This is a genomic window from Paenibacillus ehimensis NBRC 15659 (assembly GCF_004000785.1).
GTDB classification, from domain to species: Bacteria; Bacillota; Bacilli; order Paenibacillales; family NBRC-103111; genus Paenibacillus_G; species Paenibacillus_G ehimensis.
In genome coordinates, this window is sequence record NZ_BILX01000064.1 from 1 (window position 1) to 24916 (window position 24916).

26 protein-coding genes are annotated in these 24916 nt (G+C 56.1%); 6 read left to right on the plus strand and 20 right to left on the minus strand.

The features are described 5' to 3' along the window. Nucleotides 1-443: 443 nt before the first annotated feature. Nucleotides 444-1277 (minus strand): TrmH family RNA methyltransferase, encoded by an 834-nt coding sequence (locus tag PEH01S_RS26350; protein ID WP_127489040.1) that lies wholly within the window; start codon nucleotides 1275-1277, stop codon nucleotides 444-446. A gap of 17 nt (nucleotides 1278-1294) precedes the next feature. Next, nucleotides 1295-1954 carry a potassium channel family protein gene (locus PEH01S_RS26355; RefSeq protein ID WP_127489042.1) on the minus strand — a complete coding sequence of 220 codons (660 nt, stop codon included), beginning with the start codon at nucleotides 1952-1954 and terminating at the stop codon, nucleotides 1295-1297. A 156-nt stretch (nucleotides 1955-2110) separates the two neighbouring features. Here PEH01S_RS26355 and sspI point away from each other — a divergent pair, with 156 nt between their 5' ends. After that, nucleotides 2111-2314 (plus strand): small acid-soluble spore protein SspI, encoded by a 204-nt coding sequence (sspI, locus tag PEH01S_RS26360; RefSeq protein WP_025847231.1) that lies wholly within the window; start codon nucleotides 2111-2113, stop codon nucleotides 2312-2314. A 59-nt stretch (nucleotides 2315-2373) separates the two neighbouring features. On the opposite strand, the gene PEH01S_RS26365 is transcribed toward sspI, so the two are convergent. From PEH01S_RS26365 to PEH01S_RS26380, 4 genes are all read right to left on the minus strand, one after another. Next, nucleotides 2374-3477, minus strand: a complete 1104-nt coding sequence (locus PEH01S_RS26365) for a Gfo/Idh/MocA family protein (protein ID WP_127489044.1) — start codon at nucleotides 3475-3477, stop codon at nucleotides 2374-2376. Then, the gene (locus tag PEH01S_RS26370) at nucleotides 3474-4160 is read right to left on the minus strand and encodes a ThuA domain-containing protein (protein WP_127489046.1); all 687 of its coding nucleotides are present in this window, start codon (nucleotides 4158-4160) and stop codon (nucleotides 3474-3476) included. The genes PEH01S_RS26365 and PEH01S_RS26370 overlap by 4 nt, the downstream gene beginning before the upstream one ends. A gap of 16 nt (nucleotides 4161-4176) precedes the next feature. Further along, nucleotides 4177-5325 (minus strand): Gfo/Idh/MocA family protein, encoded by a 1149-nt coding sequence (locus PEH01S_RS26375; RefSeq protein ID WP_127489048.1) that lies wholly within the window; start codon nucleotides 5323-5325, stop codon nucleotides 4177-4179. 76 nt (nucleotides 5326-5401) lie between these two features. Continuing rightward, nucleotides 5402-6475, minus strand: coding sequence for a LacI family DNA-binding transcriptional regulator (locus PEH01S_RS26380; RefSeq protein ID WP_174807174.1), 1074 nt, complete (start codon nucleotides 6473-6475; stop codon nucleotides 5402-5404). Nucleotides 6476-6752: 277 nt separating this feature from the next. On the opposite strand from PEH01S_RS26380, the gene PEH01S_RS26385 reads away from it, so the two are divergent. From PEH01S_RS26385 to PEH01S_RS26395, 3 genes are all read left to right on the plus strand, one after another. Further along, nucleotides 6753-7499 (plus strand): 4'-phosphopantetheinyl transferase superfamily protein, encoded by a 747-nt coding sequence (locus PEH01S_RS26385; RefSeq protein WP_051570245.1) that lies wholly within the window; start codon nucleotides 6753-6755, stop codon nucleotides 7497-7499. A gap of 374 nt (nucleotides 7500-7873) precedes the next feature. Continuing rightward, nucleotides 7874-8569, plus strand: coding sequence for a response regulator transcription factor (locus PEH01S_RS26390; RefSeq protein ID WP_127489050.1), 696 nt, complete (start codon nucleotides 7874-7876; stop codon nucleotides 8567-8569). A 2-nt stretch (nucleotides 8570-8571) separates the two neighbouring features. Then, entirely contained in the window at nucleotides 8572-10050 is a 1479-nt protein-coding gene (locus PEH01S_RS26395) for a sensor histidine kinase (RefSeq protein ID WP_025847273.1), read from the plus strand. A gap of 52 nt (nucleotides 10051-10102) precedes the next feature. Here the strand turns inward: PEH01S_RS26395 and PEH01S_RS26400 are convergent, their stop codons facing one another. The 8 genes from PEH01S_RS26400 to zwf all read right to left on the minus strand — a co-directional run bounded on the left by PEH01S_RS26400 (nucleotide 10103) and on the right by zwf (nucleotide 18903). Continuing rightward, the gene (locus tag PEH01S_RS26400; RefSeq protein WP_025847275.1) at nucleotides 10103-10876 is read right to left on the minus strand and encodes a YheC/YheD family protein; all 774 of its coding nucleotides are present in this window, start codon (nucleotides 10874-10876) and stop codon (nucleotides 10103-10105) included. Nucleotides 10877-11153: 277 nt separating this feature from the next. Then, nucleotides 11154-11741, minus strand: a complete 588-nt coding sequence (locus tag PEH01S_RS26405) for an undecaprenyl-diphosphatase (protein WP_127489052.1) — start codon at nucleotides 11739-11741, stop codon at nucleotides 11154-11156. A gap of 32 nt (nucleotides 11742-11773) precedes the next feature. After that, nucleotides 11774-13183, minus strand: a complete 1410-nt coding sequence (locus PEH01S_RS26410) for a HAMP domain-containing sensor histidine kinase (protein WP_127489054.1) — start codon at nucleotides 13181-13183, stop codon at nucleotides 11774-11776. After that, a complete protein-coding gene (locus tag PEH01S_RS26415; RefSeq protein WP_025847281.1) occupies nucleotides 13180-13863 on the minus strand; it encodes a response regulator transcription factor in 684 nt (227 codons plus the stop codon). Before PEH01S_RS26415 ends, PEH01S_RS26410 begins: the two co-directional genes overlap by 4 nt. Before the next feature lie 205 nt (nucleotides 13864-14068). Beyond that, the gene (locus PEH01S_RS26420; protein WP_127489056.1) at nucleotides 14069-14344 is read right to left on the minus strand and encodes a hypothetical protein; all 276 of its coding nucleotides are present in this window, start codon (nucleotides 14342-14344) and stop codon (nucleotides 14069-14071) included. Nucleotides 14345-14487: 143 nt separating this feature from the next. Beyond that, complete coding sequence (locus tag PEH01S_RS26425; RefSeq protein WP_025847283.1) at nucleotides 14488-16071, minus strand: peptide chain release factor 3; 1584 nt, start codon at nucleotides 16069-16071, stop codon at nucleotides 14488-14490. A gap of 98 nt (nucleotides 16072-16169) precedes the next feature. Further along, nucleotides 16170-17237 (minus strand): metallophosphoesterase family protein, encoded by a 1068-nt coding sequence (locus PEH01S_RS26430; protein ID WP_025847285.1) that lies wholly within the window; start codon nucleotides 17235-17237, stop codon nucleotides 16170-16172. A 145-nt stretch (nucleotides 17238-17382) separates the two neighbouring features. Further along, nucleotides 17383-18903 (minus strand): glucose-6-phosphate dehydrogenase, encoded by a 1521-nt coding sequence (gene zwf / locus PEH01S_RS26435; RefSeq protein ID WP_025847287.1) that lies wholly within the window; start codon nucleotides 18901-18903, stop codon nucleotides 17383-17385. A 235-nt stretch (nucleotides 18904-19138) separates the two neighbouring features. Between zwf and PEH01S_RS26440 the strand changes: the two genes are divergently transcribed. Beyond that, nucleotides 19139-19504 carry a hypothetical protein gene (locus PEH01S_RS26440; protein WP_025847289.1) on the plus strand — a complete coding sequence of 122 codons (366 nt, stop codon included), beginning with the start codon at nucleotides 19139-19141 and terminating at the stop codon, nucleotides 19502-19504. An 86-nt stretch (nucleotides 19505-19590) separates the two neighbouring features. Here the strand turns inward: PEH01S_RS26440 and PEH01S_RS26445 are convergent, their stop codons facing one another. Next, nucleotides 19591-20037 (minus strand): GNAT family N-acetyltransferase, encoded by a 447-nt coding sequence (locus PEH01S_RS26445; RefSeq protein WP_025847291.1) that lies wholly within the window; start codon nucleotides 20035-20037, stop codon nucleotides 19591-19593. Between the two features lie 348 nt (nucleotides 20038-20385). Here PEH01S_RS26445 and PEH01S_RS26450 point away from each other — a divergent pair, with 348 nt between their 5' ends. Then, on the plus strand, nucleotides 20386-21081 hold the full coding sequence (locus PEH01S_RS26450; protein ID WP_025847294.1) for a hypothetical protein: 696 nt from the start codon (nucleotides 20386-20388) through the stop codon (nucleotides 21079-21081). A 17-nt stretch (nucleotides 21082-21098) separates the two neighbouring features. Here PEH01S_RS26450 and PEH01S_RS26455 read toward each other — a convergent pair whose 3' ends face one another. From PEH01S_RS26455 to PEH01S_RS26475, 5 genes are all read right to left on the minus strand, one after another. After that, the gene (locus tag PEH01S_RS26455) at nucleotides 21099-21380 is read right to left on the minus strand and encodes a hypothetical protein (RefSeq protein WP_025847296.1); all 282 of its coding nucleotides are present in this window, start codon (nucleotides 21378-21380) and stop codon (nucleotides 21099-21101) included. A gap of 324 nt (nucleotides 21381-21704) precedes the next feature. Next, nucleotides 21705-22352 carry a response regulator gene (locus PEH01S_RS26460; RefSeq protein WP_025847297.1) on the minus strand — a complete coding sequence of 216 codons (648 nt, stop codon included), beginning with the start codon at nucleotides 22350-22352 and terminating at the stop codon, nucleotides 21705-21707. Further along, nucleotides 22333-23409, minus strand: a complete 1077-nt coding sequence (locus tag PEH01S_RS26465; protein WP_025847299.1) for a sensor histidine kinase — start codon at nucleotides 23407-23409, stop codon at nucleotides 22333-22335. The genes PEH01S_RS26460 and PEH01S_RS26465 overlap by 20 nt, the downstream gene beginning before the upstream one ends. Nucleotides 23410-23428: 19 nt before the next feature. Further along, nucleotides 23429-24079 carry a cell wall-active antibiotics response protein LiaF gene (gene liaF, locus PEH01S_RS26470; RefSeq protein WP_025847300.1) on the minus strand — a complete coding sequence of 217 codons (651 nt, stop codon included), beginning with the start codon at nucleotides 24077-24079 and terminating at the stop codon, nucleotides 23429-23431. Nucleotides 24080-24216: 137 nt separating this feature from the next. Beyond that, the gene (locus PEH01S_RS26475) at nucleotides 24217-24915 is read right to left on the minus strand and encodes a PspA/IM30 family protein (protein WP_025847302.1); all 699 of its coding nucleotides are present in this window, start codon (nucleotides 24913-24915) and stop codon (nucleotides 24217-24219) included. Nucleotide 24916 lies beyond the last annotated feature (1 nt).

A 24916-nucleotide genomic window follows, 5' to 3' on the forward strand; every position in this document is an offset into this window, starting at 1 on the left:
TTCGTTACTAGCTTATTTGAATCTCATACTGAGATTCGCACGTTACTCGTTGTTCAGTTTTCAAAGAGCAAGCTTGTCTTACTCGCAATGTTGCCGCCGAAGCAGCGAAAAAATAATATATCATGTTAGCTGCTTTGAAGTCAATAGCAATTTTTTCTTCCAATCCGTCTCGAAAGTACGAATCAATCGAAGCAGATCAGGTGTTTGTTTGCTTGACTCACGACCGCCTCTCAACGGCCGGAAGAACAATATATCATGTTAATTGATAATAAGCAACATACAATTTTTTTCCTTGCGGTTTATCTGATAAAAGGAAAACCGTGTTTAGGCCTTCCCCTTACCAGATGTACACGACAAAGTTATATTCCAATTTAGTGCCGGAACCAAATTACAATCGGACCCAAACGGAATTGCAACTCGCAGGCTTGATCACCATTCGAATCTTACAGCCCCCGCTGCCGCATCGCCTCGAACAAGACGACGGTAGCGGCCATCGCCGCATTCAGCGATTCGGCGCGTCCCTTCATCGGGATTAGCACCTGATGCCTGGCAAGCAGCCTCACTTCCTCGGAGACGCCTTGCCCTTCGTTACCGATGACAAACCACGTGGATTCGCGAAAATCGTGCTCGTAGCAGCTTACCGCCCCTTGGAGGCTTGTAGCGACAACCTGCACGCCGGACTCGGTCGCCCGCGGCAGCCATTCGGTCAAGTCGCCTTGGACAATCGGCAGATGAAAAAGCGATCCCATCGTCGAGCGCACCGTCTTCGGATTATACAGATCGACGGTCCCTTTGCCAAGCAGCACGCCCGAGGCCCCGACCGCATCGGCGCTGCGGATGATCGTCCCCAGATTGCCGGGGTCCTGGATGCCGTCGATGACGACGACCAGTCCGTTCGGCTCACTGGCTGCGAGCAGATCGCTTCCGCGCCACGGCAGCTTCGGCACGACTGCGAACACGGGCTGCGGCGTCTCGGTGTCCGTGCATTTGGCCAGCACGGCTTCCGTTACCGGCACGCATTCCGTTCCTTTAGCCGCTGCATCCTCCAGCAGCCCGGCAATCGCTTGCTTCTTATCTGCGGCGTAAATCAATACCTCGGGCACCAGGTCGCCGGTGCGGAGCGCCTCCTGCACAAGATGGACGCCTTCGATCAGGAAGCGCCCCTGCTTGTCCCTCCCTTTACGGCTGAGCAGCTCGGTCCACTGCTTTACCCGCGGGTTTTGAACCGAGCTAAGGATGGCCGATTCACTGGAAACTGTCTTTTTTTTATCGTTCATACGATTTCTTTTGCCCTCTATTCCGCAAACGTCTTTTCGAAATTTTTCAAATCCTCGTTCGTCCCTACGACAACCAGAATGTCGTTATATTTTATGATATCTTCGGCGTGCGGAGCGATGTTCATCTTGTCTCCGGTTCGGATCGCCATCACGTTGCAGCCGTATTTGGCGCGAATATCGAGCTCTCTCAGATTACGGCCGACCATTTGCCCAACCGCTTGAACCTCGACGATGCTGTAGTCTTCCGAAAGCTCGATGTAATCGATAATGTTGGATGAAATTAAATGATGGGCCACCCGGACACCCATATCGCGCTCCGGATAAATAACCTTATCCGCCCCTACTTTTGCGAGCACCTTGCCGTGCAGCTCGTTCTGCGCCTTGACCACAACCTTCGGCACGCCGATTTCCTTGACGATGATCGTTGTCAGAATGCTAGCCTGAATATCTTGTCCGATTGCGACGATGACGACGTCGAAATTGCGCAATCCGAGCGCGCGCAGCGCTTCTTCATCGGTGGAATCGGCCTGAACGACGTGCGTCACAATATTCGACACTTCCTGCGTCCGCTGCTCGCTGCTGTCGATCGCCAGCACTTCAAAGCCGAGATTCGATAACGTTTTGGCAACGCTGGAGCCGAAGCGTCCCATGCCGATGACGGCGAATTGTTTTTTCATCCGTGCTCATCCCCCTTCTCATTTCTTTATTATATCAAGAAGCGCGGCAGTTCACCAAAGTTCGTGCCGAAGCATGAAACTAATTCAAGCGGAGCATATTAATAAAAGCGAAATCGCATCAACCAAGTGGAAAAGACAACAAAGCGAGGAACTGCCATGAACCTGAATTTGCGGCAAGCGATCATTCAGCGCATGCATGACAAAAGCAACGAAGAGCTCTTTGAAGTTATTGCGGATTCGATGGATGCGGAAGAACGTGTGCTGCCGGGCCTTGGAGTATTGTTCGAAATTATTTGGAAGCACAGCGAAGCGGATGCGCAGAACCAGATGGTCGCGACGCTCAAAGAACATTTGGCTTAAAACGGCAAAAAAGCGTGCGGGGAACGGCCCCTGCGCGCTTTTCCGTCATATTATTGCAATTAGTCGAAAATACTTCGGGCCGGGCCGGCTTTCAATGGCGCCGGACGTTCACAACTGCTGTGCATCTCATAATGCTTTCCATGCGTAGAAGCGTCATGGAAGCCATGCATGGCCTCCAATACGTGATAGGCCAGCTCCCCGTTGGCACGGTTGGTCCGCCCTTGTCGAAGCGCTGAGGCCATATCCAGTACGCCAAGACCGCGACAGTTGTCCGTAAAGCCATGGGTAAGCGGCATAAGGCTGAATTCCGTCGCGTCATAGCGGCGGACCCGTACCGGCCCTCCGAACGTGTTCGGATCCGGTACGCTAAGCGTCCCCTCGCTTCCGTAAATCTCAATCCGGGGCAGCTCTGTTCCGCCGAACGCGTCGAACGAGGTGATGATCGTTCCGATCGCGCCGCTGCGGAAGTCGATTACGCCCGCAATATGGGTCGGCGTCTCCACCTGAATCGTGCGGCCGAATTTAGGCTGGCTTGTTATCGTGCGCTGCGGGTACGAGATGCCTGCCGAGCCCGTAACCCGGCGGATCGGTCCAAGCATAGCCACGAGGGCGGTTAAATAATAAGGCCCCATATCAAACATCGGCCCCCCGCCCTTCGCATAGTAAAATTCGGGGTCGGGATGCCAATGCTCATGGCCCCGCCCGATCATAAACGCGGAGGCCGCCACCGGCACGCCGATCCAGCCGTCTTCGATCAGCTTGATGCAGGTCTGAATGCCACCGCCGAGAAACGTGTCGGGGGCGCTGCCGACGAGCCGCCCTTTCTCTGCCGCCTTAGCCAGAATCGCCTGCCCTTCTTCCCGGGTTACGGCGAGCGGCTTCTCGACGTAGACATGCTTGCCGGCTTCCAGCGCTTGCAGGCATACTTCGGCATGCGCGGCGGGAATCGTCAAGTTGATCACGATATCGATAGCCGGGTCGGCCAGCAGTTCGGCCGGCGTGCAGGCTTTCGGGATGCCGTATTCCTCGGCGCTCGCCCGCGCCCGGGCGAGGTTCAAATCGGCACAAGCCACGACTTCAAGCTCCGGATTTAAGATTAAATTTTGTAAATAGATACCGCTGATTTTGCCGCAGCCGACGATGCCTGCTTTTAGTTTATTCATGGATCAATCCTCCGGGCCGCTTCCGCCCGCCCGTCCGAAGCCCACAGCAAGCCGCGCCGCATAATTTCGTTCACTTGGGGTATTTCCAGGATGCCCTTCTCATGGCCGAGCGAGCAGTAGAATACCCTCCCCGCTCCCCACCATTTCGTCCAGACGACGGGCATGTCGACCGCCCCATTGGGCGAATGCGGTCCAAGCGCAACCGGGAAACGCGTTATCGCCAATACGTTAACTGCGGGATCGACGTGCATATAATACTGCTCGCTCCGCACGCGGAAATCTCCGATTCCGTCCAGCAGCGGATTGGAGCTCGAGATAAGCTTGACTTCGTAATCCACCCCGTTGTCTCCCGGATGAGCGACCCATTGTCCGCCGGTCATAAACTGCCATTCAACGTCCGTGCGGAACGCGTCGCACATTCCCCCATGGCAGCCTGCGAGCCCGGTGCCGTTCTGAACGGCCGCCGAGACGTTCCGGATGAGCGCCGGATCCGCTTCCCCCATCGACCATACCGGTACGATCAAATCCAGCGTCTTCAGCTTTTCCCCATCGGCGAACGCCTCAAGGGTATCCGACACTTCCACCTCAAATTCCGCGTCCGTCAGCAGGTCCCGGAACAGGGCGGCGATCTCCCCGGGCTGATGTCCCGGCCAGCCGCCCCAGACGATCAATGCTTTTTTCATCCCCGATGTCTCCTTTCTACACTTCTTGGATGGAAACCCAGCGGCGCTCCGCGATCGACAGATCGACCGCTTCCAGTACCTGCTGGCTCTTGACGCCGTCCCTGAAGTTCGGGACCGGCTGCCGGTCTTCCCCAATCGCCTGCAGCAGCTCGACCGTCTCGTGGATTAACGTATGCTCGTAGCCAAGCGTATGGCCGGGAGGCCACCACGCTTCCGCATACGCATGAGACGGATCGGTCGCCAGTACGCGTCGGAAGCCCTGCACGTCGTCCGGATCATTGGCAAAAAAGACCTGCAGCTCGTTCATCCGCTCGAAGTCGAATTTTACGCTGCCTTGGCTTCCGTTAATTTCAAACGCATTTCGGCAGCGGCAGCCCCCTGCGATCCTCGTCGCCTCGAAGCTGCCCAGCGCTCCTCCCGCGAACCGGGCAAGGAACAAGGTGGCGTCGTCGACAGTGACCGGGCCGCGAGCTTGTTCTCCCCCCGCGGCATCAGCCGTCGCTGGCAGCGGCCTTTCCTTGACGAACGTTTCGTTCGTTCCGACGACTTCCGTCATATCTCCGACGAGGTAATGCGCGAGATCGATCAGATGAGCGCCCAAGTCGCCGTGAGCGCCGGAGCCGGCCACTTCCTTCTGCAGCCGCCACACGAGCGGGAATTCCGGATCGATAAGCCAGTCCTGCATAAACCAGGCGCGGAAGTGATAAATTTGCCCCAGACGGCCTTCGGCGATCAGCTTCTTCGCCAGCCGAACCGCGGGAACGAAGCGGTAATTGAAGCCGACCATATGCTTGACGCCGGCCGCTTCGACGGCCCTGAGCATGTCACGGGATTCGGCCAACGTCAAGGCAAGCGGCTTCTCGCAAAACACATGCTTGCCCGCAGCGGCGGCCGCCAGCACGATCTCCTTGTGCACATGGCTCGGCGCATTAATATCGACCAGATCGATATCCTCGCGCTGCAGGAGCTCCCGCCAGTCGGTCGTGCAGCTCTCCCATCCGAATTGCTGCGCCGCCTGCGTCACGGCTTCGGCATCGCGGCCGCAGATCGTTTTCATCACAGGCTTCGGCACCTTCGGAAAAAACATCGGCACATCGCGGTAAGCATGGCTGTGCGCCTTGCCCATAAACTTGTACCCGATCATCCCTACGCGGACTTGTTTCATCTTCGGTTCCTCCCTCCTTTGGCCTGTGGCTTATTACCCTTCGCCGTCCCTTAGCGAATCGGGCCCCGCGACGGTGTTACCGCAGGATCCGGCATGATTGCCGCACGACAAGCCTCGTATCCAGCTTAACGCTGAAGCTCTCCAATGCGCCGCCCGTCTCGTTCCCCCCGCCGACGCGTCTCAGCACCTGCTCCGCCGCCAGCCGGCCCATCTCGTAAAACGGCACGGCGACGCTGGTCAGCGGAGGGTCGGTCACGCGGGCGGCCTCCGAGTCGTCATAGCCGACAATGGCGTAATCCCGGCCGGGAACGTGCCCGTACTCGCGAAGCCCCTGCATCAAGCCGATCGCCATCCGGTCGTTCGAGGCGAATACCGCCTCGATCCGGTTCAAATGCGGATGCATGGCCGCTGCCGCTTTAATTCCGCTTGTCAGGCTGTAGTTGCCTTCGTAGTACAAATGCGGGGGCAGGTCGCCCGGAGCCTTGGCTTCCGCCGGCAGCAGCCCCGCTTCGCGCATGGCCTGCATGTATCCCCGCAGCCGGTCGCCGCTGTTGGAAAATTCGGGCGAGCCGCTCAAGAACGCAATGTTCCGGTATCCGAGATCGAGCAGATGCCGCACCGCGCGGTAGCTGCCTCCCTCATGATCCGCATCCACTTCATTAAACCGCTCCCCGCTCATATGCTGGTTGATCAGACAAAATGGAAATCCACCGTCCTCCAATTTTTTCAGCTCCGCCCGCTCCGAGGGCGTATCCGTTGCTCCGAGAATCACGCAGGCATCCACCTTCTGCGACCGAAAAATACTGCTGTAATCGCTTTCCTCTCCGGGAACGCGGAATTTCAGCAGCATATCGTAGCCTGAAGCCTTCACCTGCTCCCCGATGCCGCTGAGCACTTCGGAGAAATAGTAAGTCGAGAAAATGTGCACTTTCGGCACGTAAGGCAGCACGACGCCCAAATTGCCGCTTCGGCGGCGGGCGAAGCTTTGGGCAATCGCGTTCGGATGATAATTTAAAGTTTTGGCGGCCTGAAGCACCCGCTGCCGGGTCTGCTCCTTCATCGGACCGACGTCGTTGAATACCCGGGAAACCGTCGCTTCGGATACGCCCGCCAGTTCTGCAACTTCCTTTCGGGTTACGATTGCAGCCATCTCCCCCCCAAAAAAAATGTACGCGCGTTCATTATCTCACGCTCCGGCTTTTCATGTCAACCCCGCAAGGGGAGATTGCCGCTGCCAGAGCCTTACCGAAGCCGTTGCCGCCATTCGATATCGTATCGGGAAATGGGAGTACAGGATATAACGAAGATCGCCCGCTCTTTTCAATAAAAAGTAATAATTTTCACCTATTGACAGCTGCCCAATTATAGGAAACGATTATTGACATAACGACGTTCATCAACAAACGAAGACGAGGGGAGAGGTAGTGTTGGACACCTCATTGTATTTGGAGGAACTGGCGTTAATCAGGCCTGACAACCGGTTTAAGGCGCAGCTGTCTTTTTGCAGCCGTACCTATCCATATGAAGATGCGGAAGCTTTAAGCATTCTGCACGAGCAAGAGCTTGCTTATTACCGGAAGCTTCAATATAAAAGAAAGCACAGCTTTATCCTCGGCCGTTACTGCGCGAAGCAGGCGATCTCCGCGTACAACCGGATGGGAGAACCTCAGCTTCGGCACATATGGGTGCAGCAGGGGGTGTTCCAGCAGCCTGTGGTCATGCTTCCGCGAACCGAGCCTCTTCAGATCACCATTACGCATTGCGATCATATCGCGGCTGCCATTGCGTTCCCGGAGGCCCATCCGTTAGGCATCGACTTGGAGAAAATCGACGGTGCCAACGTCAATGCCATCGAATCGCAGATTACGGCGCCCGAGAAGCAAATGATCGCGGACACCTCACTTGAATACGAGGCCGCGCTCACGATGCTGTGGACCTCCAAGGAATCCTTGTCGAAGATTTTGAAGACCGGACTCATGACCCCGCTCCCCGTGTATGAAATCAATCATATGGATATTAAGCAAGACTACGTCGTCACCAGTTATGCGAATTTCGCCCAATATCGTAGCGTATCGTTCCGCGCCGGCAGCTACATGTGCTCGATCACACTTCCGAAAAGAACCGAATTGGAAGTGAACATTCCGGAGATTCAGCGCTTGTTCGGTGCCCCGTAAGCTGCAAAGCTTGAACGAGGATAGAGAATGATGTCGGAGCTTGCTGTAGAATGAGCGCGAATCCGCTCGGTTGGTGTCGTTAATCTAAGGATAGTGGGAATAATGCCCATTTAACGCAGCCGACCGCTACTCGTCGCCGTCCGTTCCCCGGGCAGCATTTCGCGAAGCGGCGGCCGCGGCGAGTTACATTCGTACCGCCCAATCGTAATGTGGGGCAATGCGCCAGTATTCGCGGATACTCTCAAGCGTATTGCTCGCCCTCCCGGCAGCCCGGACTAAGCGTCCACCGCTTGACTTGCTATCCCGGTTGGAACGCTCTATGCTGAAGATAGCAGACTTAACCGAACCATTCCGACTTCGATGGAGGTGCCGCAATGAAACTTCTGGTCGCGGAGGACGATACGTCCGTTTGCGAAATGCTGCACTTGTTTTTTCAAAAAGAACAGTATGATACAACCTTTGTTCATGACGGACTTAGCGCCCAGGAACAGCTTGACCGGCATACGTGGGATTTCGTCATCCTGGACTGGATGCTTCCCGGCAAGGACGGGCTGGAACTGTGCAAGGATATACGCCGTAAAGGGGAAACGCCGGTCATCCTGCTAACGGCACGGGATCAGGAGCATGACCGGATCATGGGGCTTGAACTCGGAGCCGACGATTACGTCAGCAAGCCGTTCAGTCCGATGGAGCTGATCGCCCGCATGAAAGCCGTGCTTCGCCGGTATCATCGAGGCGGCGGGGGCGAGGCGGAAGGGGCGGCCGAGCCACATGAGCTGCTCAAGCACAAGACGCTCGTCGTCAACCTGTCCGCCCGGACCGCCACCGTCGGCGGCAATACGATCAGCAACTTAACGCCGAAGGAGTTCGATCTGCTCTCGCTGTTCGTCCGGTATCCCAAACGCGTCTTTACCCGCGAGCAGCTGCTGGAAAGCATATGGGGCTACGATTATTTGGGCGAAGAGCGCACGGTCGATGTCCATATCAAGCGGCTGCGCAATAAGGTGTCTTCGCCGGAGCACCCGCTGATCGTGACCGTCTGGGGCGTGGGCTATAAGCTGGAGGAATGACGATGAAGCTGAGCCACCTGCGGCCGCGTTTCCGGTTTACTTTTTTCCAGCGGCAGTTTCTGTCCCATCTCCTTCTGTCCATGCTCATTCTCGTCCTGCTGGCGGCCGGCTTTACTTATTACATGAAACAGCGAACATTCGACAACGAAACGGAAGAGCTCGCCAGCGTATCCAAGGGAATCGTCCGCCTGCTCGCCAGAGACGGAGAAGACCCGACCAGCGCGCTGCAGGCATTCCGCACGCTGCTGGCCGAGCGCCGGACGTCGTTCATCCTGCTGGACCAAGCCGGCGAGATCGCCTACCGCGATCCGAAGATGCCCGGCGCGCTGCGCGGCAAGGCATTCTTGGACGAGCTGCGGGCGCACATGTCCGGCACCAGGGACAACGAAAGCTTTATCGTCGAACGCGGCGCCGAGGAGCCGTGGGTCGTTGTTTACCGGCAGACCAAGCTGAAGCCGCAAAAAACCGAGCTGCACCTCTTCGTCTTCTCCCCGCTTCACGGCATTCAAGAGACGATGGAGGCGCTTAACCAAGCGCTGATCTATATGATCGTCGTTATTTTCGTCCTGGCTGTCGCCGTCAGCTGGATATTTTCGCGCAGCATGAGCGCCAGCATCCGGTCGCTGCGCCGGACGACCCGCCAAATTGCAGCGGGAGATTATACCGCCCGATCCACGGTTCGCCGGTCGGACGAGCTGGGCGAGCTTGCGGGCGACTTCAACTCCATGGCGCGGCAGCTCGAGCTCGCCTTGCGCAAGCTGCAGCAGTTTGAGACGCGGCGCCGCCATTTTATTATGGACGTGACCCACGAGCTGCGCACGCCGCTTACCTCGATCCGCGGCATCATCGAAGGGCTGAAGAACGATCTCGTCCACGCGCCGGAGGAGCGGGCCAATTATTACGGCATCATCGAGAAGGAAACGTTCCGCCTGATCCGGCTCATCAACGGGCTGCTCGACATGGAGAAAATCGAAAGCGGCCTTATCACGCTGAACAAAAAGCGGACGCCGCTCAAAGAGCTGCTCGAAATCGTTCACGAGTCGCTTGAAGTTTTGATTGAAGAGAAGCGCCTGCACATCCTGATCGAATGCGAACCGGACCTGCAGGTGTATGCCGACTACGACCGGCTGATGCAAATTCTCATCAATCTGGTCAAAAACAGCATCCAGTTTACGGCATACGGCACGATCCGCCTGACCGGCTCCGAAACGGATACGCATACTGTGATCGTTATCGCGGATACCGGCCGCGGCATGTCCAAGGAAGAACTGGCCCTCATCTGGGAGCGCTTCTACAAAGCCGATCCGTCCCGGTCCAAGAGCAACAGCGAGACCGGGCTCGGCCTGTCCATCGTCAAGCAGCTGGTCGAAGCCCATGCAGGCACGATCGAAGCGGACAGCACGCCTGGCATCGGCACCTCGTTCACGATCGCCCTGCCCAAATCCGACCGAGCCGCATCCAAGGACGGCGAAGCGGGATAATACCGATTCGGGAGCTGCGAAGGCTCCCTCTTCATAACAAACGGACGGCTGCTCAGAGCCGTCCGTATGCTTTTGCGTACCGGTAAATTCTCGCGAAAATGCGCTTATCCTTGAGCTTTCGGAAAATATAAGGGTCAGGGGCCGTATTAATCTCCAAAATCCACGGGTGCAGCCTCTCGTCCAGCGCGACATCCAGCCCGATTTCCTTGATCCCCCTATACTTTGAATGAAGCTGCCTCGCGACGGAAGTGCCCAGCCTGCGCAGCCTCCAGGCAAGCCTCGCCTTCTCGGCGCTCCCGGCATGCCCCTGCAGCAAAACCTCCACAGGCTTGAGCGTTCCTCCGTTATGCACATTGGTTACGATCTTGCCCGGCGCCGCGACGCGTCCGATCAAGCCGGTGGTCTGCCATGTTCCGGCAGGACTTTGCTGCACCATGACGCGAAGATCGAAGCGCCGCTGCCGGTATTTGAGCAGATGGATGCCTTTTTGCGCCAAATACATCCGTTTTCGGGTCAATCCCGCGATATGCCTGTATAAGTCATCATATTGGGTAAAGGTGTGAATCTTCGTCCCCATATGACAGCGATAGGATGCGTCGCCTTCGCCGGCAAGCTGCTCCACCCGCATGACGCCGATCCCGTAAGTGCCGCTGTTCGGCTTCACATAGACCATACCGTGCCGGTCCAGCATATCCTTCAAGCTTTCGCGGTTCAGCTTGCGCGTCTCGGGAATATATTTGGCCAGCCTCCGGTTCGGAATCACCGCCTGGGTTTTGGCCCATTTGCTTACGATGTGCCTGCGGTAATTCAGTTTGCTCTTCCTCATCTCATCCACCTTTCTTCCTTCAGCCGGAGAATGGTCGGCACCAAAGCTCCCCCTCTCCCTCTGCAGCGCCTTTGACGAACCTTCTGCTCCCGCAATCCGGTCCCTCTGAGCCTGAACCTGGCCTCGTTCGTCCATCATAGTGTATGCCCCCCGCTGCGGCACGGTCAGGTATAGAGGCCTACGACAGGCGGCCGGAGCAGGCGGAGGCCGGCGTTATGACCGATTTTCCGCAAAAAAAGGCAGCTGCCCGATGCAGGCAACTGCTCCAAAAGTCCTTCTATGATTTATAGCCAAGCTTGCGCTCGATTTTTTCAAAAAACGACAAGCCTGCGGCCAACCAGCGCCGGGCAAGCGTCCACTGGGTGAACAGCTTGTTGACGGCTACGGCGGAGCCCATGCCGAGCAGCGCTCCGACGGTCACGTCTATCGGATAATGGACGCCGGTCCAGATCCGGGACAAAGCGATCAATGCGGCCAGCGCAAGCCAGATGTACCCGTCCTTGCGGCGGTACAGCCAGATCGAGGTGGCGATGACAAAAGCTCCGATCGCGTGGCTGCTCGGAAACGACGCATTGGCCGCATGCTCGATCAACTGATGAACCTCGTGGCTGACGAACGGCCGGTTCCGGTAAAACAACATGCCGATCAGCGAGCCGATCCCCATCGCCAAAACAGCGGAACAGAGCGCTTTGGCCACCATCCGGCGGTTCTCTTGTTTTCGGGTAAACCAATACACGAGGATGCCCAAATAAAAGAAATATTCCGCATATTCCGCGAAAAACCGCATCCACACGTTAAGCGTCGTATGATCGACAGCCAAGCCGTTGATCATTTCGAATAAATCGTAGTCCCATTTCAATAACATACGCGTCTCTCCTCTTCCCATTGTCCGTTCCGCTAACGGCTGAACGGCAATTGTACGGTCACTGTCGTTCCCTGGTTTTCTTCGCTTTCCAAACGAATGTCCCCATGGTACTTTTCTACCAGCCGCTTGGCGATCGAAAGGCCCAGGCCGCTGCCGCCGCGTTTGCGGCTGCGGGCTTTGTCCACCCGGTAAAACCGGTCGAACACATGCTCCACTTCCCCTTTCGGAATGCCCATTCCGTAATCGCGAATGACGATGCGCAGCATCCTATCTTCTACCATGACGGCTGAAACGTGGATTTTGTTTCGTTCCAGCGAATATTTCACCGCATTATCCAACAAAATCAACAAAATTTGTTTGATATGGTTCGGGACCAACCGGATTTTGACGCCTTTCAGCGCCTCCACATCCGTCGTAATCTCGAATTCCGGATGAACGACGGAGACGTTCTTCACGATTCGGGCGATGGTCTCCCCCAGATCGAACACCTCGGCGGCTTCGCCGGGACTGGCATGCTCCGCACGGGTAAGCTCCAGCAGCTCCTGCACAAGCCCCTTCAGACGCTCCAGCTCCTCAAGCGAAGCGCGGAGCGATTCGTCCACGAGGACCGGGTCGTGCTTGCCCCAACGGTTCAGCATCGACAAATGTCCCGAAATAATCGCGATCGGAGTCCGCAGCTCGTGCGAAGCGTCTTCAACGAATTGCTTCTGCTTGCGGAACGACGTTTCCAATTGATCCATCATCTCGTTGAACACATGGGCCAGCGCCGAAATCTCATCCTTATTGTCGTAGAAAGGCACCCGCTCCTGCAGTCCGTTCCGCTGAATTCTCCGCATCGTGTCCGCAATGCTTTGAACCGGCTTCAGCAGCCGCCCGGCCAGTAGCAAGCCGCCCAGGCCGCTCAGCAATATGGCCCCGACGCCGCCCAGAATCATGACTAGCGTGACCATCCCTTTCAGCTCATCGAACGTCTCCAGATTGCTGACGATTTCAATCGTGCCGCGGAATTTCTCCGAGATGACCGGGGCGCGCAGAACGAGCAGATGCTCCTTCTGATGCCACACGCTTTCAAGCTCGGCCTTCGTGACCGGACGCGGCGCTACCCAATCCTCCGGCAGCGCCGTAAGCACCGTCAGCACCGGCTTTCCCTCGCCGTCCAAAATCCGGATCAATTGATTTTTTTGATTGATGCTCTCAATGAAATGCCTGCTTCTGACAATTTGTCCAGCGTCCAAAATATCGGTTTTTTCCGTAAAATAACTTTGCAGCTCGCCCATCGTTTTGCGCACCGATTCCACTTCGCGGCCGCTCATCCATTGGTTGATGCCTATGTATTGTACAGCGTTGTAAAGCGTAAATAAGACGAACAGCATAAAAGCCGACCATAAGGTCATCTGCCATTTGATCGGCAGCCGGGTGAAGAGCATTCGCAGCTTTTTCATGACCGGATGACGTAGCCGATGCCGCGGACGGTGTGAATATAGCTCCGCTGCCCCGGATCGTCGATTTTGTTGCGCAAATAGCGGACATACACATCGACCACGTTCGTCCCGGCTTCGCAGTCGTACCCCCAGACCAGATCAAGCAGCATCGCCCGGCTTAATACCCGGTCCCTATGATTCATAAGAACCAGCAGCAGCTCGTATTCACGCTTGGTCAGCTCCAGCACCACACCGGCCTTGCTTACGGTCCCGGCAACCGGATCGATCCGAAGATCGCGGTACGCCAACGCCGCTTGCGCCGCGCCGCTCCCCCGCTTGCTCCGTCGGATCACCGCCCGAATCCGGGCCAGCAATTCCTCGAACGCGAACGTTTTCGGCAAGTAATCGTCCGCTCCGCTGTCCAGCCCCGAGACGCGATCCGTTACGCTATCGCGGGCCGTCAGCATAATGACGGGTGTCGCGAAGCCGGCCCGGCGAATGCCGCGGCATACCTCGAAGCCGTGCAGTCCCGGCAGCATGGCATCAAGGAGAATGGCGTCCCACGATGCATCGCGGGTCGCGGTTTCCAAGCCTTCCTGACCGCTCCCGACGACGGTAACGGCATAGCCATGGTGCATCAATTCCAATTCCATAAAGCGGGCAAAATTCCGCTCGTCTTCCACGATAAGAATCTTTTTCATCCTGTTCCCTCTGGCTGCGCTAGAAATAGTAAAAAAGCGGCAATCGTATCGATTCTATTATTGCCCTCAGCCGCTGCTTTAACTATACACAACGAAGATGAAAATTCGATGAGAAAAGAGTAAAAATTTCGCTTCCGTTAAAGCACCTAAAAAAACAAACGGCCGGCGGACTCCGCGTCCCGACCGACCGCAATTCGAGGCGTGTCTAGCCTCCGTTCAAGGCAGCCCATACATTTTGGATAAAGGAATAAGCAAGCAGGACCGCCATCGCTCCTATCGAGACGATAACGTAGAAGCGAAACGGGTTTTTAATAAGTTTGGGGTAATGGTCCAGCCGCTTGGGCGTAGAGACCCCTTGAACGACGTCAAAATGATGAATCGCATCGTTAAAAGGCTTCCGGTCCTCCATAATCAACGTTCGAGTCGGCTGCGTGGCGTGAAGGGCGGCATCTTCATACGGATTATATGGTTTGCTTTTCATAATAATAAGCATCCCTCCGTTCCCATTTTTCTTCCACTGCAACCCTATTTTATCAAACTCAGCCAGGCCTGGCAAAAAAACGAACAGCCCTTCGTTCGATCCATGAAGACCGCGAAGGGCTGCCGCTTATCGGACCGGCGCCATTAAGGCGCGGTTTCCAAAAATTTCAGGTTCGGATTTTTCTCCATCGCCGTGCGAAGCGCGTATTCGTTCTCGAACAGCGCAACGTAGTTGTCCTTCTTATCCTTCACCAGCTGCGAATTGATCCGGAACTTGGCCGGATCGATATCGTCGCCGACGAGCCAGCGTGCGAATTGGTAACTCATCCGGGACAGCTGCACCTCGCTGCTGTACTCCGCTCTCATCCGGTATTCGAACACCTCGAATTGGAGCTGTCCGACGACGCCCAGAATCAAATCCTCGAAGCCGATCGTTTTGAACACCTGAATGGTGCCCTCCTCGGTCAATTGGTCCACGCCCTTCTGGAACTGCTTGTGCTTCAGCGCGTTTTTGACCGTCACCTTGGAGAACAGCTCCGGGGAGAACGTCGGCAGCTCATCGAACTCGACGCTGCCGCCTTGACACAGCGAATCCCCGATCCGGAAAATACCCGGGTCGAACAGCCCGATAATATCCCCGGGATAAGCATCCTCGACGATATCGCGGTCCTGCGCGAGAAATTGCTGCGGCTGCGCCAGCTTGATGTCTTTGCCGACCCGCACGTGCTTCACCGACATGCCCCGCTCGAACTTGCCCGAGCAAATCCGCAGAAAAGCGATCCGGTCGCGGTGGGCCGGGTTCATATTCGCTTGAATTTTGAAAATGTAGCCGGAAAACTTCTCGTGCAGCGGATCGACCAAGCCTTCGTTGCTTTTGCGCGGCGTCGGCGTCGGGGCCAGCTGCAGGAAATTCTCAAGGAACGTCTGCACGCCGAAATTGTTGATCGCACTGCCGAAGAAAACGGGTGTCAGCTCGCCCTTCCGTACCTTCTCGTAGTCGAATTCGTCGCCCGCCACATCGAGCAGCTCCAAGTCCTGCACCAATTGATCGTAAAAAAATTCGCCCGCGATTTCCTTCACGACCGGATCGTCGTAGCCGCTCACTTTGCGCACTTGAATTTCTTTATGATCGTCGCCTTGGAACAGCTCGACCTGCGTTAGCTTCCGGTCGTATACGCCGCGGAACTGTTTGCCCATTCCGATCGGCCAGTTCATCGGATACGAGCGGATCCCGAGCACCTGCTCCAGCTCTTCGAGCAGATCGAACGGATTCTGGCCCTCGCGGTCCAGCTTGTTGATAAACGTGAAGATCGGGATGCCCCGCTTGCGGCACACCTGGAACAGCTTCTTCGTCTGAGCCTCGACCCCTTTGGCCGAGTCGATCAGCATGACGGCGCTGTCCGCCGCCGTTAGCGTCCGGTACGTGTCTTCGCTGAAGTCTTGGTGGCCCGGCGTGTCGAGAATATTGACCCGGTGCCCTTGATAATCGAACTGCATCACACTGGAGGTGACCGAAATTCCTCTCTGCTTCTCGATTTCCATCCAGTCGCTCGTCGCATGCCGGTTCGCTTTGCGTCCTTTGACGGTCCCGGCCAGCCGAATTGCGCCCCCGAACAGCAGCAGCTTCTCGGTCAGCGTCGTTTTCCCCGCGTCGGGGTGGGAGATGATGGCGAAGGTGCGCCGCTTCTGTACTTCTTCTTTCAATTTCTCGGATAATCCGGTACTCATATCGGTTAATTCCTTCCTCAATCTTATTCAGTTCGCAGCTTTGCAAAGTCTGAACCTGAACGGTTCCCCCCGCTCCGCTATGTTTTCACCTTGGGTCTCTAGGTCAGCTTGACGGTCCAGTCGGCTTCCTTCAGCCACGTTCCAGATTCGAACGCCCGGCCGCGCAGCGTCACTTTGTCCCGGTATACCTGCACATACAATCCTTGCGCTTTCTCCTTGGCCGCATTTTGATAGCTGCGGTTGAGCACGCGTCCGACCGAGGAGTTGTGAAAATAATGAAAGCTTTCTTTGACATAATGCTCCACCGTGCCTTGAAAATCTTGATGCCGGTGTCCGCAGAACACGAACACGTTTTTGTAAGGCTTCAAAATCTCGCGGAATGTTTTCGCCGGAATCAATTGGTGCGTCCCCCCGTCTTGTCCGGCAGGCGGCAGCGGCTGATGGGTCATGATGAAAACGGGCTTGCCGTCCTTATGCGAAGCCAGCCGTTCCTTCAGCCAATCCAATTGCTCGTCGGAATACCATGCCCCTTCGCCTACCTCGGGCTTCTCCTGCACGTAGGCCTCCTGCGACAGCAGGATCAAGTGGTACCCTTTCTCCCACGCGTCGTGATAAGGCTTCGACAATCCGAAAAACTTCTGGAACCGCTCGCGCGATTGCCAGTCCGTTTTGCCGTTAGGCATCGTGTCTTTATTGAAAGCCCCTTTCCGGTCGATCCAGATGTCATAATAATCGTGGTTGCCCATATTGGCGTAAACCGGAGGCAGCTTGTAAGCGGACAATGTTTTTTTCAGCTCTTTGTAATCCCTCTCCCGCCCGTAGTCGGTCACGTCGCCCGTCAGCACCAGCGCCTCGACCGGCGATTCGAACTGCTTTATATCGTCAAGCGCTTGCTTCAAATGCCGGACCGTGCCCGGATCGTCAGGCGACACGTGCAAATCGCTGAGAATCATGAACGAGAACAACGGCGCTGCCGCATTCCCTGTTGCCGGATCGGGATTCAGACCCGATTCCGTCTTTTGCAGTGCGACGCCGCCCGGCTCCTGTGCCCCGCTGCCCGTTTGCCGCTCGACCGATAGCTGCAGCAGCTTGATCAGTCCTGCGAGCGCCGCTCCGATCATGACCAGAAGTCCGAGCATCCAGCGTATAAAAGCGCGTCTGGACATGTAAAGATCCCCCTTGCGTTAGCCGGCACTGTACACTCCATCATACCATATTTCAAGAGGTGAAAAAAGACGCAACATGCGCCAGCAAAAAAGAGCAGCACCCGGCATAACCGGATCTGCTCTTTAGGTTACTTTCGACTAACTATTACATTTGGGTATGTCCCCAAGTGACTTCGCCTTCGTCCTGCCCGTTCACCGGCCACCAGCGGAAGCCGTCTTCGGCAACGAGCTGATGCCCCTGCTCCGGTCCCCAAGTGCCTGCCGCGTACAGATGCAAATCGTCCGTACGCTCGCCCCAGGCGGAGGCGATTTTGTCGACATATTTCCAAGCCAGCGCAACCTCGTCCCAGCGGGTAAAGTACGTGGAATCCCCGCGGGCGGCGTCGTAGAGCAGCCGCTCGTACGCTTCGGGCGTGTTCAGCCCGACCTGGCAGCTCTGGCAAAAATCCATCGCGACCGGAACGATCATTCCTTCCGAACCCGGCTGCTTGGCGTTCATTTTGAAATAAATGCCTTCCATCGGATTGACGCGGAACACGAGCAGGTTCGGCTCCAGCTTATGCTTGCGCGACAAGTAAACATTGTTCGGCACATTCTTAAACTCCACGACGACTTCCGTTGTTTTCACCGGCAATCGTTTTCCCGTACGGATATAGAAGGGGACGCCGGCCCAACGGAAGTTGTCCACGAATACGCGGGCGGCAAAATACGTCTCCGTCGTCGACTCCGGATTGACCTTGTCCTCGTCGCGGTAGCCGCGCACCTGCTCGCCTTTAATATTGCCGGCGACATACTGTCCGCGCACCGTATTGGCCCGCACCTCCGCCGCCGTCTGGAAGCCGCGCAGACTGCGGAACACCTTCACCTTCTCGTCGCGGATATCCTCCGGATGCATCCGGCTCGGGGGCTCCATCGCCATGATGGCCAGCATCTGCAGCATATGGTTTTGTCCCATGTCGCGCAGCGCGCCCGAATGCTCGTAATAGCCTCCGCGTTCCTCCACACCTACGGTTTCGCTCAGCGTGATTTGAATGTTGGATATGTACTTATTGTTCCAAAGCGGCTCGAAAAAGGCGTTCGCGAACCGGACAACGTTGATGTTCTGCACCATTTCCTTGCCCAGGTAATGGTCGATGCGGTAAATGTCCTGCTCCTCGAACACCTGGCGGATTTCCGCGTTCAGCTTCTCAGCGGACGGAAGGTCGTAGCCGAACGGCTTCTCGATCACAAGCCGGTGCCAGCCGGCCCCTTCCAACAGTCCGCCCGCCTTTAGATTGTGCGACACATTGCCGAACAGCTCCGGCGCCAAGGCCAAGTAAAACAACCGGTTGCCGCCGACGTCGAATTTGACGTCGAGCCGGTCGGTCAGCTCGCGGAGCTGGCGGAAGCCGTCAACGTTATTGATGTCCAGCGACATGTATTCAAAATGCTCGGCAAACGCATCCCACTGCTCGTCCTTCGTCACGTTGTAGCGTGCGAATTCCTGAATCGATTCGTGAACGTCGTCGCGGAACTGCTCGTTCGTGCGCGAACGCCGCGCGAGGCCGATTACCGCAAATCGGTCGCCCAGCTTGCGCTCACGATACAGGCTGTAAAACGCCGGGAATAACTTGCGCCGGGCCAAGTCCCCGGTCGCTCCGAAAATCAAAAACACGGCACTCGTCATGGCTTCAGATCCTCGTTCTTTCTATAGAGAATAGGAGATAAGGAACGGCAATTGTTTCCTGTCCGTTCCCTTTACCCCTTTAGCATATCGAAAACCGCCGAGAGATTCAATACTCTGTCGAATGCAAGCGCGTACATGGAAAATAGGCGTGCGCATACGGGACATTCGTCTAGTACAACCGGCACAAATGCCGCATAGTCTGAAGTGTAGAAATCAAATTCGGAGGTGACCTCTCGTGAGACCGATTCATCCGATTAACGAAGAACAGTGCAGGCCTTATTATGGCCAACCGGTTTTCATTATATTGAAGGACGGTACGGAGCTTGTCGGCACGCTCAGCCGGTTGGACAAAGGAAAGCTCTACTTGAACGAAGCGACGGCCGGCATTCAATCCAATTCCAGCGCGCCCGCCAAAAGCAAGCGAAGCGGAGCAAACAGCAGCAGTCTGGGAAAAGCCCGCTCCCAAGCGAAAAAATCCGATAAACTGAGAACAACCGCCACAAACGAAGAATTCCCCGAACCTTATCCGGATTCCGAACTGTTTGGCGGCCCCTTTGAACTGGATGTCGCCAGTGTCGGGGCCTTGATCGTGCCCAGCTAACGCGTTCCAATAGCACCTGCACAAAGCAGCAAACCAAGGCTTTCGCCGCCGTCGCGGGGGAGCCTTGGTTTTGGGAGCATCTGCGATTAACCGAGCCGCTTCATCATCATATAGCAGCGAAGCCTCGCGTCGTAGTGGACCGTATCGTAGCCTTTCCGTACATAAAAAGCCTGTGCCTGCGTATTCGCTTCGTCCACCCATAGAACCACTTCGCGGCATCCCCGCTCTCCAGCCGTACGCTCCGCCTGACGCATCAAGCGCGTACCGATGCCGCGGCCCTGAAACTTCGGGTTGACCGCCAGCATATCGACAGACAGGCGCTTATCTCGCTCCACCCGCATCGCAATAAATCCGACAGGCAGCCGGCCTGCCGCGGTATCTACGTAAGTGACGCAGGATTTGAGCCGTTTGAGAATATCCGTACGGCTTAAGCGAAGATGGGGTACCGTCTGCCGCGCAAAGGGAAGGAGCAGCTTTTCCACCAATCCGTATATCAAGCCGTCGTCCTGCCGGGGAATGCGTTTGCGGAGCATGGCTAAAACCGCCTTTCTGCGCATAAAGTTTAAGTACTTTATCGTATGACAGGCGGTGGCGGAACGTTAAGGAGAAATGAGTGCGAGGCAAGAAAAAAAGCATGCCGGTTACTTTTTGTATTTTTTGCCGACAAACACCATAAACAGCACGCTGACAAGCAAAACGGCCGCTATGACAATCCATTGAACCCAATTCATGTGCTGACGCGAGCTCCTTTGACAGGTTTTGGTTGATAAATCATCATACTGCATCCTTTTGCAGCCTGTCAAGCATGTATCCGTTTACGGACGGAACGTCTTCCGCTATAATGTAAGAAAAATGTTCCATTGACAGTGAGGTGATCGGGCATGATCGCTCCGGTTCAGAGCGTGATTCGTTCGTATCAAATTCATAAGCAGTGGTTTGCCTTGGAAGACCGGCACAGAAGACAAGAAGACTTGGCAGGCAAACGTTACCGCGGACGACCGCAGAAAGGAACCGGACAACCCTCCTATGCATTCGACCGCTTTGCCGAAAGGGCGGCGGGAGATGCCAGAACCATCGTCACGGCGGCAGGCGCCTTGAAACAAACGGCAGAGAACGCCAAAGCCGCCCTGCAAAGCAGCGGCGTATCGCTCCGGCTGGTGGAAGGGCTTGTCGGCGGCTATAACGAGCTGGCGTCCGCATTGACCGAAGCGGGTGTTCTTCTGCGGCCCGCGTGGAGAAAACAGGGGATCGGCGCCCCTGCCCGGGAAGAGCTTGACCGATTGGGAGTCGTCCCGCAGGCCGACGGTACCTTAAGCTTGGACGAGCATAAGCTGCAGACGCAGCTCGACAGCGGGGAAAAGCATGCGAATGCCGTGCTTGAGGGCATCAACGGTTGGATATTGCGCCTGACGCAAGCGGCGGCCGATCTGCATGCCATCCCTCCGGCCGACCTGTTGGAGCGGCACGATCCGGATGCCCGCGCCTTCGGCCACTATACCGCATTGCCGGGCAAAAGGCCGCACAGCTATTGGCCTGTTCCCCCGATCACCGGCATTCTTATGAACGTTCTTTATTAAGAAGCTTCGTTCGCACATCAAGAAGACTGGCGTCCGCTTCGCACCGCCAACGCGTGCCGGATGGCGGCAGCCTTCACTTTTTCCTTGCGCTCGTGCTCCGGCAGAGCAAAGAATCCGTCCAGCTTGTATAAGGCGAGCAGCGCTTCCTCGGCCGCGAGGCGCGCTCCCGCCTCCTGCTGCAATAAATAAAAAGCAACCTGATAGCAATACACTTCGTACCGCTTTAACAGCTCCGTCTTTTCCCCGAACGTTAATGGAATGCTGGTTTCATTCCGGTTTCCAACGGCTAATCCGTTCATCCGGCTCTCATCTCCTCTCCTTGATGTCCACGATCCGTTGTATATATTTTACTAGCCCTATAATTCGACAAACAGAACGGATTCCTCGACTTGGAACATCTACATCTATATAGACGCATGAAACGTGTCAAAACTCACATTTATTAAGAAAACTTTAAAATTGAATGCCCGTGGCACGCTCCAAAATACGACACGCCTGTCGATTCGTGCCGCATTCGACGGCCAAGCTCTGCAATTCCGGCACATCTGGCCCCAAGCAAAAAAGCTCCCAAAAGGAATCCCGACTTCTACGGGCCCCTCTTGAGAGCTTTACTGCCTCTTATCCTACTCTACCAAACCGTTCTTGTACGCATAAATGGCGGCCTGCGTGCGGTCCTCCACCCCAAGCTTGGCCAAAATGTTGGTGACGTGAAACTTGACCGTCTTGACCCCGATAAACAGCTCGTCGGCCACGTCCTGATTGGACTTGCCTGCGGCAATGAGCCGGAGCACCTCCATCTCGCGTTCGGTCAATTCTTCATGCGGCTGTGCAGCCTGCTTCGGCCCGCGGAAGCGATTCATCAGCTTGGAAGCGACTTGGGATTCCAGCACCGACTGGCCTTTGACGGCCGAGCGGATCGCTTGGGCGATTTCGGCGGCACGCGACGTTTTGAGCAAGTAGCTGAACGCTCCCGCTTCGATCACCGGGTAAATTTTCTCGTCGTCGATAAAGCTGGTCAGCACGATCACCTTGCATTCCGGGTGCTGCTGCAGCAGACGCCTGGTTGTCTCGATGCCGTCCATGCCCTCCATGACCAAATCCATCAGCACAACGTCCGGCTTGTATTCCAACGCCAGCCGGATGCCTTCCTGTCCTCCGCTCGCTTCGCCGACCACCTCGATATCGTCCTCCGTGCTCAGCACGGCGGCAAGACCGATCCGAACCATTTCATGATCGTCGACCAGCAGCACTTTAATCGTCGTCTCTTCCAATCTCAAGTCCTCCTTCCGCCATAATCGGAATGCGAATCTCAATCCGCGTTCCTTTGCCCGGGGCCGTGATCAGATTGAGGGAGCCGCCGATTTCGTTCACCCGCTCCCGCATCGTCACCAGCCCGTACGAAGCCTGTTTTTTCATATCCAGCTCGAAGCCGACGCCGTTATCCCGAATGAGCAGCCGCACCGCATCGCTTGACGGCTGGGTCAGCTTCACCTCCAGCTTTGTCGCTTTCGAGTGACGGAGCGCATTGGACAACGCCTCCTGCACGATACGGAACAGGTGGTCCTCAATCCCGTTCGGCAGCTTGATGTCTTCGGTCAGCTCGCAGTCGATCTGCATCGGCACTTTCGAAGACAGCTCCTGCACCAGCTCGATCAAGCCATCGGCCAGACGCTTGCCCTCCAGATGCACGGGACGCAGATGGAGCAGCAGAGCGCGCATCTCCGACTGTGCTACCGAGGCCATCTCCTCAATAAGGAAAATTTGCCGCTGCGCTTTCTCGAAATCCTTGTCCAACGTCCGGCCGACGGCCGTCGCCGTCATCGAGATCGCGAAGAGCTGCTGGCTCACCGCATCGTGCAGCTCCCTTGCCAGCCGCTGCCGCTCTTCCACGATGGCCGAATATTTCGCTTTTTGCGCCAGCTGGGCATTATTGCTGGACAGGCGCTGCAGCGAGGAAACCTGTTCTTCCCATTTTTTGGTGATCGCATTCAACTGATCGCCCAGCCGGCCGATCTCATCCTCGCCAAGCGGCGGCACCGAACGGCTCAGGTTGCCCTTCTCCAGCGACAGCATCACCTCGCGCAGCGTCTCCAGCCGGTGCTTCATCCGGCTGCTGTACCACAAGCCGTACGAGCCGCCGACCGCTGCAACGATCGCAATCAGCGTCAGGCTCATGCGCACGCCTTCCTGCCACGTTTCGAAACCGTTCAAGTAGCCGTTCGACTGCAGGAAATAGACGATCACAGCAAACAAAACAAGGCTGAGCCCGATCGACTCCGCCATGCTTCGCCATATCATGTTGGTTAACCGCTTGTCATGTCCGTCCATTCCTGCCGTCCTCCGTGCATCAAACGATTTTAATATCAATATCGGCTACGATATACGAAATCTCCAGCTTCACCTGACGGTCCGCCGTCCAGTAATTGGGCGACTGCCATACCATCTTGTTCAGCACGCCGGCCTCTTTGTCATACCCGATGCTCGTTTGCCCGAACAAGACGGAAGCCGTGACCGACAGTCCCACATCCTCCGGAACGATCAGATCGATATCGGCGATGACCCCTTGCAAAATAATCGTCGTCTCCTTCTGTTCGTGGATCGCGTAGGTCAAATCCATCTGCAGCTCCCCCAGCACGTTCCAGATCGACATGTTGCGCAGAACCCAAGGCTCCCGTCCCCACCGGATGCTGTCGATGACGCTTTGCTTGCGGTAATGGTGCTCACTGCGGTGAATTTTACGCGATTTATTATAGAAGAAGCCGAGCGAAATGAGGATAATGGCCAGAATCAGCGTAAAATTGCCCCCTGCGAGCAGCAGCAGGCCGATCACCATCATGATGTAGCCTTTGCGCTCGGCGCCCGAACGTACCTTGTAGACCCCCAGCAAAAGCAAGAAGAGGGCAAGCACGGTGAAAAATCCGAGATGATTGTCCGCCAGAAGGAAAAGCCCTGCGCCGATCAAGACCAGCGCGATGTTGCGGTTTCGTTTGCGGTTCATCCGTGTCGCCCCCTTTCCCGGTAAATTCTCGCTGATCCGGCAAAAGCCACAGCGCCTTACGGAAGGACGTCCATGGCTTTTGCCTTACATAGCATATCACAAGTGCAGCTTTTGCTCCAACAGCTTTTTCGTGAAGATTATTTCCCTTGCTCGCTGGACATCTTTTCTTTCAGAAGCTGCAGCTGATCGTCGATTTTTTGCTGCTTCGCCGGGTCGGCCGACACGGCGCTGCTGTACACCGAACCCGCATAGCCGCCGCCAACATAAGGCTTGCGCGCGATTTCCGCTTCGACTTCCAGCGACATGATCTTCTCTTCCATGCGACGGAAGCCTTTCACGGCATTGCCGCCTTCGATCACGTTGTTCGCCGTCACTTCGGCCATTTGCTTTTTCGCCTTCGCCAATTGAGCGCGGGAGATCAGCTCGCTGCGTTTGTTGCGCATTTGGTAGAACGCGTCTTTCATTTCATGCAGCTGCTGAACCAGCTCGGCCGCTTGCGCCTTGGCCTGCTCGTGCATTTCCGTATACTCGGCGATTTTGCCCTCGTAGTACAGCTTTTGCTCCAGAGCTTGGCGCGCCGTCGCTTCCTGATCGTTCTTCAGCGCTTCCTTCGCCTGTCCTTCGTACTGCGCCGTCAGACGGACCGCTTCTTCCAAACGCTCTTTCAGCTTGCGCTCGCTGGCGATTTGACGGGCAACCGTCACTTCGGCTTGAGCGATTTCTTCTTCCATGTCGCGCAAATATTGATTCAGCATGATGATCGGATCTTCAACCTTGTCAAGCAGCTCATGCAGCGAAGCCTTCGTCATGTCTTTAATTCTAGAAAATACTCCCATT

Coding starts and splice junctions, on each gene's coding strand:
- PEH01S_RS26350 (WP_127489040.1), bottom strand. CDS start 1,277: ATGAACGATAAAAAAAAGACAGTTTCCAGTGAATCGGCCATCCTTAGC.
- PEH01S_RS26355 (WP_127489042.1), bottom strand. CDS start 1,954: ATGAAAAAACAATTCGCCGTCATCGGCATGGGACGCTTCGGCTCCAGC.
- sspI (WP_025847231.1), top strand. CDS start 2,111: ATGAACCTGAATTTGCGGCAAGCGATCATTCAGCGCATGCATGACAAA.
- PEH01S_RS26365 (WP_127489044.1), bottom strand. CDS start 3,477: ATGAATAAACTAAAAGCAGGCATCGTCGGCTGCGGCAAAATCAGCGGT.
- PEH01S_RS26370 (WP_127489046.1), bottom strand. CDS start 4,160: ATGAAAAAAGCATTGATCGTCTGGGGCGGCTGGCCGGGACATCAGCCC.
- PEH01S_RS26375 (WP_127489048.1), bottom strand. CDS start 5,325: ATGAAACAAGTCCGCGTAGGGATGATCGGGTACAAGTTTATGGGCAAG.
- PEH01S_RS26380 (WP_174807174.1), bottom strand. CDS start 6,475: ATGGCTGCAATCGTAACCCGAAAGGAAGTTGCAGAACTGGCGGGCGTA.
- PEH01S_RS26390 (WP_127489050.1), top strand. CDS start 7,874: ATGAAACTTCTGGTCGCGGAGGACGATACGTCCGTTTGCGAAATGCTG.
- PEH01S_RS26395 (WP_025847273.1), top strand. CDS start 8,572: ATGAAGCTGAGCCACCTGCGGCCGCGTTTCCGGTTTACTTTTTTCCAG.
- PEH01S_RS26400 (WP_025847275.1), bottom strand. CDS start 10,876: ATGAGGAAGAGCAAACTGAATTACCGCAGGCACATCGTAAGCAAATGG.
- PEH01S_RS26405 (WP_127489052.1), bottom strand. CDS start 11,741: ATGTTATTGAAATGGGACTACGATTTATTCGAAATGATCAACGGCTTG.
- PEH01S_RS26410 (WP_127489054.1), bottom strand. CDS start 13,183: ATGAAAAAGCTGCGAATGCTCTTCACCCGGCTGCCGATCAAATGGCAG.
- PEH01S_RS26415 (WP_025847281.1), bottom strand. CDS start 13,863: ATGAAAAAGATTCTTATCGTGGAAGACGAGCGGAATTTTGCCCGCTTT.
- PEH01S_RS26420 (WP_127489056.1), bottom strand. CDS start 14,344: ATGAAAAGCAAACCATATAATCCGTATGAAGATGCCGCCCTTCACGCC.
- PEH01S_RS26425 (WP_025847283.1), bottom strand. CDS start 16,071: ATGAGTACCGGATTATCCGAGAAATTGAAAGAAGAAGTACAGAAGCGG.
- PEH01S_RS26430 (WP_025847285.1), bottom strand. CDS start 17,237: ATGTCCAGACGCGCTTTTATACGCTGGATGCTCGGACTTCTGGTCATG.
- zwf (WP_025847287.1), bottom strand. CDS start 18,903: ATGACGAGTGCCGTGTTTTTGATTTTCGGAGCGACCGGGGACTTGGCC.
- PEH01S_RS26445 (WP_025847291.1), bottom strand. CDS start 20,037: ATGCTCCGCAAACGCATTCCCCGGCAGGACGACGGCTTGATATACGGA.
- PEH01S_RS26450 (WP_025847294.1), top strand. CDS start 20,386: ATGATCGCTCCGGTTCAGAGCGTGATTCGTTCGTATCAAATTCATAAG.
- PEH01S_RS26455 (WP_025847296.1), bottom strand. CDS start 21,380: ATGAACGGATTAGCCGTTGGAAACCGGAATGAAACCAGCATTCCATTA.
- PEH01S_RS26465 (WP_025847299.1), bottom strand. CDS start 23,409: ATGGACGGACATGACAAGCGGTTAACCAACATGATATGGCGAAGCATG.
- liaF (WP_025847300.1), bottom strand. CDS start 24,079: ATGAACCGCAAACGAAACCGCAACATCGCGCTGGTCTTGATCGGCGCA.
- PEH01S_RS26475 (WP_025847302.1), bottom strand. CDS start 24,915: ATGGGAGTATTTTCTAGAATTAAAGACATGACGAAGGCTTCGCTGCAT.